The sequence below is a fragment of the Streptomyces sp. NPDC045967 genome (genome assembly GCF_056430495.1).
In genome coordinates this window covers 76,619-91,125 of record NZ_JBWKLE010000001.1, presented here as the reverse complement: position 1 = coordinate 91,125, position 14,507 = coordinate 76,619, and the positions used below count along the sequence as shown (strand labels likewise).

The window sequence follows — 14,507 nt, the reverse complement described above, 5'->3', positions numbered from 1 at the left end:
CACGCTCACGCCGACTCAGGCGTTGGAGAGGATAGACGCAGGGCCACACCGGCCGATCCAGGGGAGGGCGCAATGACGCAGACGGGCTTCGAGAAGGTGCCGGCGCGGGACCGCAGGAGGTTCCCCGGCATCTCCTCGCGGGCGTACGAGCACCCGGCGGACCGCTCGGCGCTGGTCGCGCTGCGCAGGCTGAGCGGCTTCGACACGGTGTTCAAGGCACTGAGCGGGCTGCTTCCGGAGCGCAGCCTGCGCCTGCTGTTCCTGTCGGACTCGGTGCGGGTCGGGGAGACGCAGTTCCCGCACCTGCACGAGATGCTCCGCGACGCCTGCCACATCCTGGACCTGGAGAAGGTCCCGCAGATGTACGTGCAGCAGGACCCGAAGCCCAACGCCATGTGCATCGGGCTGGACGAGCCGATCATCGTGGTGACGACGAGCCTGGTCGAGCTGCTCGACGAGGAGGAGATGCGGGCGGTGGTCGGCCACGAGGTGGGCCACGCGCTGTCCGGGCACGCCGTCTACCGCACCATCCTGCTGTTCCTGACGAACCTGGCGCTGAAGGTGGCGTGGATCCCGCTCGGCAGCATGGCGATCATGGCGATCGTCACCGCCCTGCGGGAGTGGTTCCGCAAGTCGGAGCTCTCGGCGGACCGGGCCGGCCTGCTGGTCGGGCAGGACGTGCACGCCTCGATGCGGGGGCTGATGAAGCTCGCGGGCGGCAACCACCTGCACGAGATGAACGTGGACGCCTTCCTGGCCCAGGCCGAGGAGTACGAGTCGAGCGGTGATCTGCGCGACTCCGTCCTGAAGATCATGAACATGCTGCCGCGGACGCACCCCTTCGCCACGGTGCGGGCCGCCGAGCTGAAGAAGTGGTCGGAGAACCGCGACTACCAGCGCATCATGGACGGCCACTACCCGCGGCGGGAGGAGGACAAGGACGCCTCGGTCTCCGACTCCTTCCGCCAGTCCGCCGCGCACTACACCGACTCGGTGCGCACGAGCAAGGACCCGCTGTTCAAGCTGGTCGGCGACCTCGCGGGCGGCGCGGCCGACATGGGCGGCAAGCTCCGCGACAGGTTCACCGGGTCCGGCAGCGGCGCCGCCGACGGCAAGGGCGCCGGCACCGGTCCGCAGGGCAGGGACGGGGCTACGGGCCAGGACTGACCCGGGTCGCCGCCGGAGGTTCGGCCGCGGGCCCGCTCGCTTCCGGGGTCGCCTGCGGGGCCAGTACGCCGCACAGCCCGGCCGTGCGCCGCGGCCGGCCGGTGGCGTAGGGGTCGGTGGCCGCCGGACCCACGGTCGTCGGGGCGGAGCCGGCCGGCAGCGGGCGGAACGCGTCGGCCGGGTCGCTGGAGCACGCCTGCGGCCCGGCCAGGACATAGGCCGCGGCCAGCTCCGCACGCCGGGCCCCCAGGTCCTCGCGGTCGAAGCGCAACCGCAGCTCGCGGCGGACGGTGAAGAGCGAGGCGCCGTCGACCGGGGCGGCGGCTCCGGTGGCCGGGCGGACGGCGTACACGAAGGTGTGGTCGGTGAGCACCTCCAGCACGCCCGGGCTGACCTCGGCGAAGGCGAGGGTCCCGCTCACCCGTACCCGGGAGTCGGCCAGGACGGCGGTGGCCGGGTCGAAGCGGACCAGCCAGCCGGTGGCGGCGTGCCTGCCGTCGCCGGAGGGCGCCCCGATGCTGCGGTCGAACTGGTCCAGCTGGTCGGGGTCGAGCAGGACCCGCACCGGCCGGGAAGCGGTTCCGGCCAGCACGTCGGGGTCCAGCGAGGACTGCACCAGGTAGTCCTTGGCGATGGACAGCGCGGCGACGACCTGCGCGTCGGTGAAGTGCTGGGTGCGGCGCACGGCCGGCAGGGTGATCCCGGCCGCCCCGACGCGGTAGTCGGCCGCCGGGCTGTCCGCGTACAGGTCGGCGGGCCGCCCCCCGGGCACGGCGGCGGCGGGCGCGAGCGGCACGACGGTACTGCTGAGCGGCTCGGCGGGACCGCCGGGCGTCGGGACGTAGGGGTTGCGCAGGCCCATGTACACCGCGCAGGCGAAGGCCGTGGCGATGAGCACCACGAGCAGCATGCCCTGGCGGGCGGCCCGGCCGGGGGCGCTGGTGCGCCGGGGGTGTCCGCCGCCGCCGGACCACATGGAGCGGCTGCGGACGGCCCGGGCGTGCTCGCCCATGCGCTCCTGCGCGGAGAACTCCTGGAGGCGGGCGGCGCGGACGAACTCCTCGTCGAACACCACCGAGCGGAGCTCGTCCGACCGGAATTCGTCATCAGGCCCGCCGGCGCCCTCGGGGGTGCCGTCGGGTGGGTCTCCTGGCACGGCCATCGCTTCTCCCCGCTGTCCCCGCTTCAGAGAAGCCCCCGGCGACGCGAACGCGCATGGGGTCGTACTTTCAGGGTTGGCGGCCGGAGGGGTACGTAAACGCGCCGACGCCGGTGACTTCCCGCAGCGGCGTGCTGGCGGGCGCGGGGGCGGGCTCCGCCTCGCCCGCCGCGCTGCGGTAGACGGCGCTGAAGGCGAGCGCGATCATGCCGAGGCCCATCACGAAGGCGAGCACCCAGGCGACGGGGCGCAGCCAGGGCGAGCGGCCGCGGTAGGGGCGCAGGCTGCCGCCGTAGGCCCCGTACGGGCCGTGGGAGCCGTCGGCCGGGCCGTGGCCGCGGTCGTGGTCCCAGCGGTCGTCGAGGCCGTAGCGGCCGTAGGCGTGGCCGTCGTGGTCGTCGTCGCCGGGCCAGCCTCCGGCGACGGCGCGGGCGGCTTCGGCCTCGGCGCGCGCCCGGTCGGCGGCGCGCTGGCGCTCCGCCGCGCTGGGTTCATGGATCTCGGCGCTCCGGACGAAGGCCTCGTCGAACACCACGGAGGCGAAGTCCTTGTCCGCGCCTCCGCGGTCGTCGTCGGGCTCCCCGTCGTCCGGGAACTTGCCCCCCACGTCGTCCGGCACGCCACCAGCGTAGACCTGGGGGGCCGCTTTGGGCAGGGTGTACGCCGCAATCCGGCCACACCGTGCCTGTGTGCGACTACCTGATGTGACCGTCGCCGGTGACGATGTACTTCGTGGAGGTCAGCTCGGGAAGGCCCATCGGGCCCCGGGCGTGCAGCTTCTGGGTGGAGATGCCGATCTCGGCGCCGAAGCCGAACTGGCCACCGTCGGTGAACCGGGTGGAGGCGTTCACGGCGACCGTGGTCGAGTCGACCAGCTGGGTGAACCGGCGCGCGGCGGCCTGCGAGGTGGTGACGATCGCCTCGGTGTGGCCGGAGGTCCAGCGGCGGATGTGGGCGACGGCGTCGTCGAGGGAGTCCACGACTCCGGCGGCGATGTCGTAGGACAGGTACTCGGCGGCCCAGTCCTCGTCCGTGGCCGGCAGCGCGGTGGCCTTGGTGTCCGCGGCGGCGGCGAGCACCCGGGCGTCGCCGTGCACGGTGACGCCCGCCTCGGCGAGGGCCTCGAGGGCGCGCGGGAGGAAGGCGTCGGCGATGTCGCGGTGGACCAGGAGGGTCTCGGCGGCGTTGCAGACGGACGGCCGGCTGGCCTTGGAGTTGATCAGGATCTCCACGGCCGTGTCGAGGTCCGCCCGGGCGTCGACGTAGACGTGGCAGTTGCCGGTGCCGGTCTCGATCACCGGGACGGTGGACTCCTCGACCACGGTCTTGATGAGGGAGGCCCCGCCGCGCGGGATGAGGACGTCGACGAGGCCGCGGGCGCGCATCAGCTCGCGGACGGAGTCGCGCGACTCGCCCGGGACGAGCTGGACCGCGTCGGCCGGCAGCCCGGCGGAGGCGACCGCGTCGCGCAGGATGCCGACGAGCGCGGTGTTGGAGGCGTACGCGGAGCTGCTGCCGCGGAGCAGGACGGCGTTGCCGGACTTGAGGCAGAGCGCGGCGGCGTCGACGGTGACGTTGGGGCGGGCCTCGTAGATGATGCCGACGACCCCGAGGGGGACGCGGACCTGCCGCAGGTCGATGCCGTTGGGCAGGGTGCTGCCGCGGACGACCTCTCCGACCGGGTCGGGGAGGGCGGCGACGTCGCGGACGTCGGAGGCGATGGCCGCGATCCGCTCCGGGGTCAGGGTGAGCCGGTCGATGACGGTCTCGCTCGTGCCCGCGGCGCGCGCCTTGTCGGTGTCGACGGCGTTGGCCGTGATGATCTCGGCCGTACGGGCCTGGAGGGCGTCCGCGATCGCCAGCAGGGCCGCGTCCTTGGCGGCCCGCGGGAGCGGGGCGAGGGCGGCGGCCGCGGTACGGGCGGCCCGCGCGGTGGCGAGGACGGGCGAGGTGGCGGGGGCGTCGTCGAGCGAGGTCATGTCGCCAGGGTAGTCCCCGGCCGGTGCCCGGTCGCCGGGGTTTCCACCCCCCGAGACGCGGGCGCGGCCCGCGGCTTCGCCCCTCGCGCGTCAGTAGGGGTGGACGCCGACGGGATGGGCCGGGGGCGGCCCGTACCCCTCGGCCACCCGCTGGTGGTAGGTGGCCCGGTCGATGACCTCCAGGCCGACGATCTCCCAGGGCGGCAGCTGCGCCGACGCGCGGTGCTCGCCCCACAGCCGCAGGGCGACGGCCGCCGCGTCGTGCAGGTCGCGGGCCTCCTCCCAGTACCGGATCTCGGCGTGGTCGTCGGCGTAGCGGCTGGTCAGCAGGAAGGGGTGGTCATGGGCCAGTTGCTCCAGTCCGCGCCGGACGTCCGACAGCGGGGCCGGCTTGCCGGAGACACTCAGGGTCACGTGCCACAGGCGCGAGTCGTGGTCCTGTCCGCCCCCGCCGCCGTCCCCCGGACCGACACTGGTCAGCGCTCGCCTCACCAGCCGCCTCCTGTCTCCGCCACGCGTGTCGCCCGCCCTTCACAGTTGACCAGCCCACGGCCCGCCGCGCGGCGGTTTTGCCGAACCTCAGCCCTGCAGCAGGACCAGATCGTCCCGGTGGACGACCTCCCGTTCGTACGCGGGTCCGAGTTCCCGCGCGAGCTCTCGGGTGGAGCGGCCGAGGAGCTGCGGGAGCTCCTTGGCGTCGAAGTTGACCAGGCCCCGGGCCACGGCGCGCCCGTCGGCGGAGCGCAGTTCCACCGGGTCCCCGGCGACGAAGTCGCCTTCGACGGCCGCGATCCCGGCCGGCAGCAGCGAGCTGCCGCGCTCGGTGACCGCGCGGACCGCGCCGTCGTCGAGGACCAGGTGCCCCTGGGGCGTGGAGGCGTGCTGGAGCCAGAGCAGCCGGTCCGCCGAGCGGCGGCCCGTGGCGTGGAAGTGCGTGCCCGTGGGGCGTCCGGCGAGCGCGTCGGCGGCCTGGCTCGCGGAGGTCAGGACCACGGGGATGCCGGCGGCCGCGGCGATGCGGGCCGCCTCGACCTTGGTGACCATGCCGCCGGTGCCCACGCCGGCCTTCCCCGCGCTGCCGATGGAGACGTGCGCGATGTCCTGCGGGCCGCGCACCTCGTCGATGCGCGTGGTGCCGGGCAGGGACGGGTCGCCGTCGTAGAGGCCGTCCACGTCGGAGAGCAGCACCAGGAGGTCGGCCCGGACCAGGTGGGCGACCAGGGCCGCGAGGCGGTCGTTGTCGCCGAAGCGGATCTCGTCCGTGGCGACGGTGTCGTTCTCGTTGACGACCGGCAGCGCGCCCATGGCCAGCAGTTGGTCCAGGGTCCGGTAGGCGTTGCGGTAGTGCGCCCGGCGGCTGGTGTCGTCGGTGGTGAGCAGGACCTGGCCGACGCGGACGCCGTACCGGGCGAAGGAGGCCGTGTACCGGGCGACGAGCAGGCCCTGCCCGACGCTGGCGGCGGCCTGCTGCCGGGCCAGGTCCTTGGGGCGGCGGCGCAGCCCGAGCGGGGAGAGCCCGGCGGCGATGGCTCCGCTGGAGACGAGGACGATCTCCTTCTCGCCGCCGCTGCGCGCCTTGGCCAGGACGTCGACGAGCGCGTCCACCCGGTCGGCGTCGAGCCCCCCGGCCGCGGTGGTCAGGGAGGAGGAGCCGACCTTGACCACGATCCTGCGGGCTTCCACGACGCCTTGCCTAGCCGCTGACACGTCTGTCCCCTTGCCCCTTGCCGAAATGCCTGCCTGCTCAAATCTACGGGGTGGCCGGGGACGGCCGCGCGGGGGTTTCAGACCCTGGACCGGCCGGCCCCCGCGGGCTCGGACTCCTCGTCCCGGGCGGTGCCCGGGACGAGGATCCTGCGCGAGATCAGGAAGGTGAACGGGATGGCCACGACCGCCGCGACCAGCGGGGCGATCCTGGTGTCCATCCCGGCCCAGGCCACCAGGGCGTAGAGGCCGACCGACTGGACCAGGTAGTTCGTGACGTTCGTCAGCGGGAAGAGGAGGAACTTCTTCCATGTCGGCCGGGTCCGGTAGGTGAAGTACGTGTTCATGAAGAACGAGCCGATCATCGCCAGCACGAAGGCGAGCGAGTAGGCGGCGAAGTACGGCATCCAGGGGTGCAGGAGCAGGTAGATGCCGAAGAAGGTGCCGGTGTTGACCCCGCCGACGAGGGCGAAGCGGAAGACCTGGCCGAGCTGCTCCCTGCGGTTGCCGTTCACCGTGCGCCGCGCTCGACGCGTTCGGCCACGGCGGTGCCCCCGGTACGGACGCCGCCGTCCGCGCGCTCCGCTCCGTGCGCCTCCTTCACCAGGAAGTGCGGCCGGCGCTTGGTCTCGTAGTAGATGCGCCCGATGTACTCGCCGATCAGGCCCAGCATGATCATCTGGACCCCGCCCAGGCCGGTGATGATCGCCACGAGCGTGACGTAGCCCGGGGACTCGACGCCGTTGGTGATCGCCATGGCGGTGATCCACAGCGCGTAGAGGCCGGTCAGGGCGACCAGCGACACGCCGAGCCAGATCCCGATGCGCAGCGGCCGGTTGTTGAAGGAGATCAGGCCGTCCATGCCGTAGTTCAGCAGGGAGCCGAACTTCCACTTCGTCTCGCCCGCCTCGCGCTGCGCGTTGCGGTAGTCGAAGTGGACGGTGTCGAAGCCGATCCAGGAGAACAGGCCCTTGGAGAAGCGGTTGTACTCGGGCAGGGACAAGAGCGCGTCCACCGCGGGCCGCGAGAGCATCCGGAAATCGCCGACCCCGTCGGTGAGTTCGACGTCGACCCAGCGGTTCACCCCCCGGTAGTACAGGCGGCTGAACGCCGAGCGGACCTTCTTGTCCCCCTCGCGGGTGCGGCGGGCGATGATCTGGTCGTGGCCCTGGCCGTAGAGGTCGAGCATGGTCGCGATGAGCTCCGGCGGGTGCTGGAGGTCCGCGTCCATGATGACCACGGCGTCGCCGGTGGTCTCACGCAGACCCGCGAGCATCCCGGCCTCCTTGCCGAAGTTGCGGCTGAAGGAGACGTACCGCGTCCGCTCGCCGTGCACGGCCGCGATCTTGCGGAGTCTGCCGAGGGTGCCGTCGCGGCTGCCGTCGTCGACGTAGCAGACCTCGTACTCGACGGGCAGGGCGTCGAGCACCTTGCGGATCTCCACGTCGAAGCTGTCGATGACGGCCTCTTCGTTGTAACAGGGGACAACTACGGACAGCTTCGTCATGAACACTTCCTGCGGAGTCCGAACGGGTGATTGTCGGCAACCGGCCCCGCCACTCACCTCTTCCCAAGAAGTATGCATGGCGGGAGTCGGCTCGCCGGAGACGAGCGCGGCGCACGGTAGCGTGGTCGGGATAAGCGGAATGAGCCGAACGAAACGCAGCGAATCGAAGGGATCGAGGTGCACGTGCCCGACGTCTCCGTGGTCGTCATCGTCTACAACGACGCAGAGCGTCTGTCGACAGCAGTCCAGTCGGTTTTGGACCAGACCCTGCACGGGGTCGAGGTCGTGATCGTGGACGACTGCAGCAAGGACCGGTCCTACGCGGTCGCCCAGGAACTGGAATCCGCGCATCCGGGAAGGGTCCGTGCCTTCCGGCTCCCGGAGAACAGCGGCGGCTGCGGTGCGCCCCGCAACCACGGCATCCAGCAGGCCACCGGCACCTACGTCATGTTCCTGGACAGCGACGACGTCCTCGAGCGCAACGCCTGCCGGAACATGCTGGACGCGGCCGAGCGCACCGGCTCCGACCTGGTCTCGGGCATGTGCGTCCGGGTGCACGTGGACAACCGGTGGGCGAAGACCACGGAGTGGTACCCCTGGATCTACGCGCACACCCGCACCCTGGATTCGATCACCGAGTTCCCGGACCTGCTGGTCTACGACACCCTCTCCACGAACAAGTGCTACCGGCGCGCGTTCCTGCTGGAGCAGGGCCTTCAGTTCCCGGTCGGCATCCACTACGAGGACCTGCTGTTCTCCGCGCAGGCGTACGTCGCCGCCCGGCGCATCACGCTCATCCCGAACCACGTGTACTTCTGGAACGTGGTCGAGAAGGCCGCCTCGAAGTCGATCAGCAACCGGCGCCACGAGATCGAGAACTTCGTCCACCGGATGGAGATCCACCGCCGCGTGGACGAACTCCTCGCGGCCAAGGGCCACACGGACATCAAGTCCGCGAAGGACGCCAAGTTCCTCAAGCACGACCTCGTCCTGCACCTGCGCGACCTGCCCCTGCTGGGCGACGCCTACCGCCAGGAGTTCGCCCGGCTCGCCAACGGCTACCTCGCCGAGATCGACCCCGCCGCGTACGAGAACGTCACGTACCTGCAGGCCATCTGCGCCTACCTGCTCGCCAAGGAGGACTGGGACAACCTGATCCCGGCCGCCGACGCGATGACCAACAAGGGCCGTCTGACCTCCCCGCTCGCCGAGCGCGACGGGCGCGTCTACTGGTGCGCCGCGCACATCGACGACCCCGCCGACACCGAGGCCCGGCGGATACTGGACGTCACCGAGCAGGGCTTCCACACCACCCCGCTCACCTCCCTGACCCTGGGCAACCGGCTCACCGGCTACGAGGACGACGGGCGCGGCAGCGTCACCCTCTCGGGCTCCGTCGTCAACCCGCTCGGCCGGATCCCGGCCGACACGGAGCTGAAGGCCTCGCTGGAGTTCCGGGCGCGCCGGCAGATCGGGGTGCGCTCGTTCAGCTTCCCGGTGGCAACCGTCCGCCACGCCGGTGACACGATCGAGTGGACCGGTACGGCCGACATCGCCGGCACCGTCCGCCCGCTCGGCATCATCGACGCCGTCTGGGACGTCCGGCTGAAGTTGACCGCCGGGCGCGACAGGATCGTCACCCGCGTCTCGGTCGGCGGCGTCGACCTGGACTCGGCGGCCCGCCTGCGGGTGCGGCCGCGGCTGACCCGGCTGGTCTCCGACCGCTTCGAGCCGGAGGTCACCAAGAAGGGCAACCTCTCCTACGTCCTGGCCGCGGAGGGCGCGGTCGCCGTCCGCACCCAGAACCTGCTCAACAACGCCATACAGGGCAGGGCGGCGAACGTGGTCAAGCGGGGCCTGCGCAAGGCCCTGCGGGTGCGCCGGAGCATGGGCTCGGGCGAGCAGAAGGTGAAGGTCTACCACGAGGTCTTCTCGAAGCTGCCGGTCAAGAAGGGCACGGTCGTCTTCGAGAGCCACATGGGCAAGCAGTACAGCGACAGCCCGAAGGCGATCTACGAGGAGCTGGTGCGCCGCGGCGCCCCGTTCGAGGCGATCTGGTCCTACGCGGGCGCCCGGCCCACCGGGTTCCCCGAGGAGGCCACCCTGGTGCGCCGCTGGAGCTGGCCCTACCTGCGGGCGCTGGCCCAGGCCGAGTTCTGGGTCGACAACCAGGGCTTCCCCCTGGCCCTCGCCAAGCGGCCCGGCACCACCTACATCCAGACCTGGCACGGCTCGGCGCTGAAGCGGATGGGTTTCCACGAGCCGCGCACCAAGGCCCAGGGCCGCGCGGGCCAGGCCCGTTTCCAGGCCGCCGTCGACCGCTTCGACCACTTCCTGATCCGCTCCGAGCACGACGCCCGCACCCTCGCCAAGGCCTTCAGGCTGCGTGACGAGGTGCTGCTGCGCACCGGTTACCCGCGCAACGACGCCCTGGTGGCGGCCTACCGCGAGGAGGCGGACAGCGGGGAGCGGGTGCGCGGGCCGCTGGCCGCGGAGCTCGGTCTCGACCCGGACAAGAAGGTCCTGCTGTACGCGCCGACCTTCCGGGCGGCCGCGGACGGCTCGGTGGAGGGCTTCGCCTTCCCCTTCGACGTGGAGGAGTTCGCGGACCGGCTCGGCGACCGCTTCACGCTCCTGGTGCGCACCCACTACCTCAACAGCGTCTCGCTGCCGCCGTCGGTCGCGGGCCGGGTCGTCGACGTGTCCCGGCACCACGACATCACCCCGCTGCTCGCCCTCGCCGACGGACTGATCACGGACTACTCGTCGGTGATGTTCGACTACGCGGTCCTGGACCGGCCGATGCTGTTCTTCGCCTACGACTACGACACCTACGCCAACGACATCCGCGGCACCTACTTCGACCTCAAGGAGAAGGCGCCGGGCCCGGTGGTGGCGACGGCGGACGAGCTCCTGCAGGCGCTCTCCGCCTTCGAGGAGGCGGACGCGAAGTACGCGGAGGCGCGCCAGCGCTTCCTCGCCGAGTTCGGCGAGTACGACCGCGGGGACGCCGCCCGCCAGATCGTCGAGAAGTTCTTCACCAGGAGCGCCAAGTGAGCCGGGACATCTTCATCGTCTCCAACAGCGTCGACGAGATCGGCGGGGTGACCACCTGGTCGCACCAGATGGCCCGGCTGTTCACCGAGCGCGGGCACCGGGTCCACATCGTCGGCATCGCCCCGGTCGACGAGGAGATCCGGCAGAAGCTGCCCGCGGACCTGCCGTACGGGACGACCACCCTGTACGACGCCCACCCGCCGGCCGCGCGGCGGCTGCAGGGGATCAAGGGCCGGCTGAACGCGCCCGAGCGGCGCCGCCAGGCCGCCCGGCGGGCGGGGATGCGGGCCAAGGCGGAGACGCTGAGCGGGCTCTTCCGGGCCGCCGGGCCCGGTGGCGTGGTCATCGTCACCCAGGTCTGGGCGATGGAGTGGGTGGCGCTCGCCGACACCAAGGGGCTCAGCGTCATCGGCATGAGCCACGAGTCGTTCGAGGCCAGCAAGAAGTCCACCCGCGGCGAGCGGGTCCGCCGCCACTACCCGGAGGTCGACCGGCTGCTGGTGCTGACCGCCGAGGACGCGGACCTGTGGATCCGGGCGGGCATGGAGAACGTCGGCAGCATGCCGAACCCGCTGCCCTTCATGCCGCAGTCCCCCGCCCCGCGCACCGGCAAGGTCGTCGCCAGCGTCGGCCGGCTCGCTTTCGAAAAGGGCGTCGACCTGCTGCTGGACGCCTGGGCCGACGTGGCCCCGCACCACCCCGACTGGGTGCTGCGGATCTACGGCGCGGGCCTGGAGGAGGCGTCGCTGCGGGCGCACTGCACCGGGCTGGGGCTGGACGACTCGGTCCGGTGGATGGGCAGCACGGATGACGTCCTGGGCGCCCTGCGCGACGCCTCGGTCTTCGCCCAGGCATCCCGGGCGGAGGGGTTCCCCATCACCCTGCTGGAGGCGATGGCGGCGGGGCTGCCGGTGACCGCCTTCGACTGCGCGCCGGGGGTCCGCGAGATCGTCACGCACGGCGAGGACGGGCTGCTGGCCCGGCTGGGCAACACGATGGAGCTGGCGGGGCACCTGAACGCCCTGATGACGGACCGCGAACTGCGCGACCGGCTCGGCGACACCGCCTTCCGGTCGGTGAAGCGGTTCTCCAGCGCCGAGATCACCGACCGGTGGGAAGCCCTGTTCGCGTTCCTGGAGCGCTGACGCCCCCGGCCGCCCGCACGCGACGAAGCCGCCCGCCCCGGACAGGTCCGGGGCGGGCGGCTTCGTGCCGGGACGGTGGTCTCAGACCCGGCGGGCGTCCCCGCGGGCGGCCTTGTTGGCCTCCCAGCCCGCCCAGGCGGAGGTGACCATCTCGCGGACGTCGTGCCGGGCCTTCCAGCCCAGCTCACTGGTGATCTTGTCGGCCGAGGCCACGACCTTCGCCGGGTCGCCGGGACGGCGCGGGCTGATCACCGGGGCGATGTCGTGCCCGGTGTTCACGTTCAGCAGCTCGACCATCTCGGCGACGGACACGCCCTCGCCGCGCCCGATGTTGACGGTGAGGTCCTTGTAGTCCTCGGCCGCGGCCCATTCGGCGAGCTTGCGGGCGGCCGCCACGTGGGCCTCCGCCAGGTCCTCGACGTGGATGTAGTCGCGGATGCAGGTGCCGTCCGGGGTCGGGTAGTCGTCACCGAAGATCTTGGCGCCCTGGCCGGCGTCGTAGCGCTCGAAGACCATCGGAACGAGGTTGAAGACGCCGGTGTCGGCGAGCTCGGGGGTGGCCGCGCCGGCCACGTTGAAGTAGCGCAGGCAGGCGGTGGAGATGCCGTGCGCCCTGCCCGCGGCGCGCACCAGCCACTCGCCGGCCAGCTTGGTCTCGCCGTACGGGCTCAGCGGCGCGCACGGGGTGTCCTCGGTGACCAGGTCCACGTCGGGCATGCCGTACACGGACGCCGAGGAGGAGAACAGGAAGTTGCGGATGCCCGCGGCCGCCACGGCCTGGAGCAGGACCGTCAGGCCGTGGACGTTCTCGTGGTAGTAGTGCAGCGGCTTCTCGACGGACTCGCCGACCTGCTTCTTGCCCGCGAGGTGCACCACACCCGTGATCTTGTGCTCGGTGATGGTCTTGTCGAGGACCAGCCGGTCCAGGACGGAGCCGACCACCAGCGGTACGCCCTCCGGGACGCGGTCCTCCTTGCCCGTGGAGAGGTCGTCGAGGACGACCACCTTCTCCCCGGCGAGCAGCATCGCGCGGACGACGTGCGCGCCGATGTAGCCGGCGCCACCGGTGATCAGAAACGTCATGTGTATCTCCCTGGTCCTGTCCGAGTTCGGTGGGAAGAGCTCGGTGTGCAGCGCTTCCCGTGGGGGAAGCGGTCGGTCTTCAGCCCGCCCCGTGGCCTGCCCGGGCCCGGTTGAGGCGGTTGCGTACGAGGTACAGAGCGCCCTCGGCGCCGGGCGCGAGGCGCAGCGCGAGCGCGCCGGCCCCCGTGCGGTAGGGCTGCGCCAGCAGCACACCGTACCGGCTGCTGGGCAGGGCCCGGCGTCGCAGCAGCCGGCCGCGGGGGCGCAAGGAGGTGAACAGCGAGCTGCCGTCGGCGCACCGCACGCCCACCTCCACGTTCCACGCCTGCATCCGGCGCAGTCCCCGGCGGCGGCCGGTGGTGGCCACGTCGCCGAGGCGGAACGGCACCAGCGCGGACCAGCCGCCCTGCGGGTCGGGGCGCAGCTCGACGGACCGGGCGAGGACCGGCTCGCCGCCCGCGCGGGGCAGGAAGCGCAGCTGCGCGCTGCTCGGACCGGCCTCGGCGAGGCGTCCGTACAGGTCGTGCAGGCGGATCCGGACGGCTCCGCGGCCGGCCGGCTCGGCGTCGACGGTGACGGGCAGCCGGTCCGTCGGCAGCCCGGCCAGCCCGTCCAGCACGACCGGGAGTTCCTCGCTCCACACCGGGGTCCCGTCGGCGGCGGCGGCGTACGGGGGCAGCAGGCGCGGCGGTTCGGCGGCCAGCCGGGTGAGCCGCTCGATGTCGGACGGCGGGAGCTCACTGGCGCGCAGCACCCGCACGATCCAGCGGGCGTGGGGCGCCGCGGCCTCGATGTCGGCCTCGGCGAAGGTGTCGAGGTACGCGCGGGTCAGGCTCCACCAGGCGGCCTGGTAGTCGCGGTCCCGGCCGAGTTCGCGCAGGTACATGCGCAGGTCGTACTCGAGGAACTTCACCTGGCAGGCGCTGCCCAGCGCCGGGGAGGCCGCGGCGAGGGTGCGGGAGGCCGCGCGGTGGGCTTCGATGCGGGAACGCCAGTTGGAGACGTCCCTGCGGTCCAGGGAGATCGACACCTGGGCGGCGGAGCGGCGCACGTGCCACACGTAGACGAGGTCGCCGATGACGGCGATGCGCGGGGCGGCGGCCAGCACCCGGGCGGTGAAGACGAAGTCCTCGTAGACGAACCGACCGTCGGGGAAGCGCAGTTCGTGCTCCGCCAGGAAGGCCCGCTCGTACAGCTTGTTGACGCACAGGGTGTCCCGGACGAGCTCCGGGCGGTCGGCGGGGCGCTCGATGACGTCGCCGGGGGTGTAGAGGCCGGGCATCCACGGCACGTCGTGGTGCAGGGGCAGCTCGCGCCGCACGGCGGCGCCGACGGTGACCGGCGCCCCGTGCCGCACCGCCGCGCGCACCAGCGCCTCGGCCGCGCCCGCCGGCAGGACGTCGTCGCTGTCGAGGAACAGGACGTACGGGGCGGTCGCGACGGCGATCCCGTCGTTGCGCGGGGTGCCGCACCCTCCGCTGTTCTCGGTGCGGTGCACGACCTTCAGGCGGGGGTGCGCGGCGGCCAGTTCGTCCAGCACCCGCGCGGTGCCGTCGGACGAGGCGTCGTTCACCGCGATGACCTCGGCGACGACCGGGCCCTGGGCGAGGGCCGAGGAGACGGCCTCGCCCACGAGCCCGGCGTCGTTGTACGCGATCACCACGACGGAGACGGTGGGGAGGTTGGTGCTGTTCACCTGGTGGATC

At 72.4% G+C, this 14,507-nt stretch carries 12 protein-coding genes; 3 read left to right on the top strand and 9 right to left on the bottom strand.

The window, feature by feature from the left end:
• The first annotated feature begins 72 nt into the window (after positions 1 to 72).
• Positions 73 to 1,167, top strand: coding sequence for a M48 family metallopeptidase (locus AC07FY_RS00410; protein ID WP_478998649.1), 1,095 nt, complete (start codon positions 73 to 75; stop codon positions 1,165 to 1,167).
• Here the strand turns inward: AC07FY_RS00410 and AC07FY_RS00405 are convergent.
• The 7 genes from AC07FY_RS00405 to AC07FY_RS00375 all read right to left on the bottom strand — a co-directional run bounded on the left by AC07FY_RS00405 (position 1,151) and on the right by AC07FY_RS00375 (position 7,516).
• Positions 1,151 to 2,329, bottom strand: coding sequence for an SCO2583 family membrane protein (locus tag AC07FY_RS00405; RefSeq protein WP_478998647.1), 1,179 nt, complete (start codon positions 2,327 to 2,329; stop codon positions 1,151 to 1,153). The two genes, AC07FY_RS00410 and AC07FY_RS00405, sit on opposite strands and share 17 nt — an antisense overlap.
• Before the next feature lie 67 nt (positions 2,330 to 2,396).
• Positions 2,397 to 2,945 (bottom strand): SCO2584 family spore wall biosynthesis protein, encoded by a 549-nt coding sequence (locus AC07FY_RS00400; RefSeq protein ID WP_478998645.1) that lies wholly within the window; start codon positions 2,943 to 2,945, stop codon positions 2,397 to 2,399.
• Positions 2,946 to 3,021: 76 nt separating this feature from the next.
• Entirely contained in the window at positions 3,022 to 4,305 is a 1,284-nt protein-coding gene (locus tag AC07FY_RS00395; RefSeq protein ID WP_478998643.1) for a glutamate-5-semialdehyde dehydrogenase, read from the bottom strand.
• A 90-nt stretch (positions 4,306 to 4,395) separates the two neighbouring features.
• Positions 4,396 to 4,800 (bottom strand): hypothetical protein, encoded by a 405-nt coding sequence (locus AC07FY_RS00390; RefSeq protein ID WP_478999791.1) that lies wholly within the window; start codon positions 4,798 to 4,800, stop codon positions 4,396 to 4,398.
• An 84-nt stretch (positions 4,801 to 4,884) separates the two neighbouring features.
• A complete protein-coding gene (gene proB, locus AC07FY_RS00385; protein WP_478998641.1) occupies positions 4,885 to 6,012 on the bottom strand; it encodes a glutamate 5-kinase in 1,128 nt (375 codons plus the stop codon).
• A gap of 77 nt (positions 6,013 to 6,089) precedes the next feature.
• The gene (locus AC07FY_RS00380) at positions 6,090 to 6,524 is read right to left on the bottom strand and encodes a GtrA family protein (RefSeq protein ID WP_478998639.1); all 435 of its coding nucleotides are present in this window, start codon (positions 6,522 to 6,524) and stop codon (positions 6,090 to 6,092) included.
• A complete protein-coding gene (locus AC07FY_RS00375) occupies positions 6,521 to 7,516 on the bottom strand; it encodes a glycosyltransferase family 2 protein (protein WP_478998638.1) in 996 nt (331 codons plus the stop codon). Before AC07FY_RS00375 ends, AC07FY_RS00380 begins: the two co-directional genes overlap by 4 nt.
• A gap of 177 nt (positions 7,517 to 7,693) precedes the next feature.
• Between AC07FY_RS00375 and AC07FY_RS00370 the strand changes: the two genes are divergently transcribed.
• Both AC07FY_RS00370 and AC07FY_RS00365 read left to right on the top strand, forming a co-directional pair.
• Complete coding sequence (locus AC07FY_RS00370; protein ID WP_478998636.1) at positions 7,694 to 10,573, top strand: bifunctional glycosyltransferase/CDP-glycerol:glycerophosphate glycerophosphotransferase; 2,880 nt, start codon at positions 7,694 to 7,696, stop codon at positions 10,571 to 10,573.
• Positions 10,570 to 11,718 carry a glycosyltransferase gene (locus AC07FY_RS00365; RefSeq protein WP_478998634.1) on the top strand — a complete coding sequence of 383 codons (1,149 nt, stop codon included), beginning with the start codon at positions 10,570 to 10,572 and terminating at the stop codon, positions 11,716 to 11,718. Before AC07FY_RS00370 ends, AC07FY_RS00365 begins: the two co-directional genes overlap by 4 nt.
• Before the next feature lie 81 nt (positions 11,719 to 11,799).
• On the opposite strand, the gene galE is transcribed toward AC07FY_RS00365, so the two are convergent.
• The gene (gene galE, locus AC07FY_RS00360) at positions 11,800 to 12,801 is read right to left on the bottom strand and encodes a UDP-glucose 4-epimerase GalE (RefSeq protein ID WP_478998633.1); all 1,002 of its coding nucleotides are present in this window, start codon (positions 12,799 to 12,801) and stop codon (positions 11,800 to 11,802) included.
• A 79-nt stretch (positions 12,802 to 12,880) separates the two neighbouring features.
• Positions 12,881 to 14,497, bottom strand: a complete 1,617-nt coding sequence (locus AC07FY_RS00355) for a glycosyltransferase family 2 protein (protein ID WP_478998631.1) — start codon at positions 14,495 to 14,497, stop codon at positions 12,881 to 12,883.
• Positions 14,498 to 14,507: the final 10 nt, after the last annotated feature.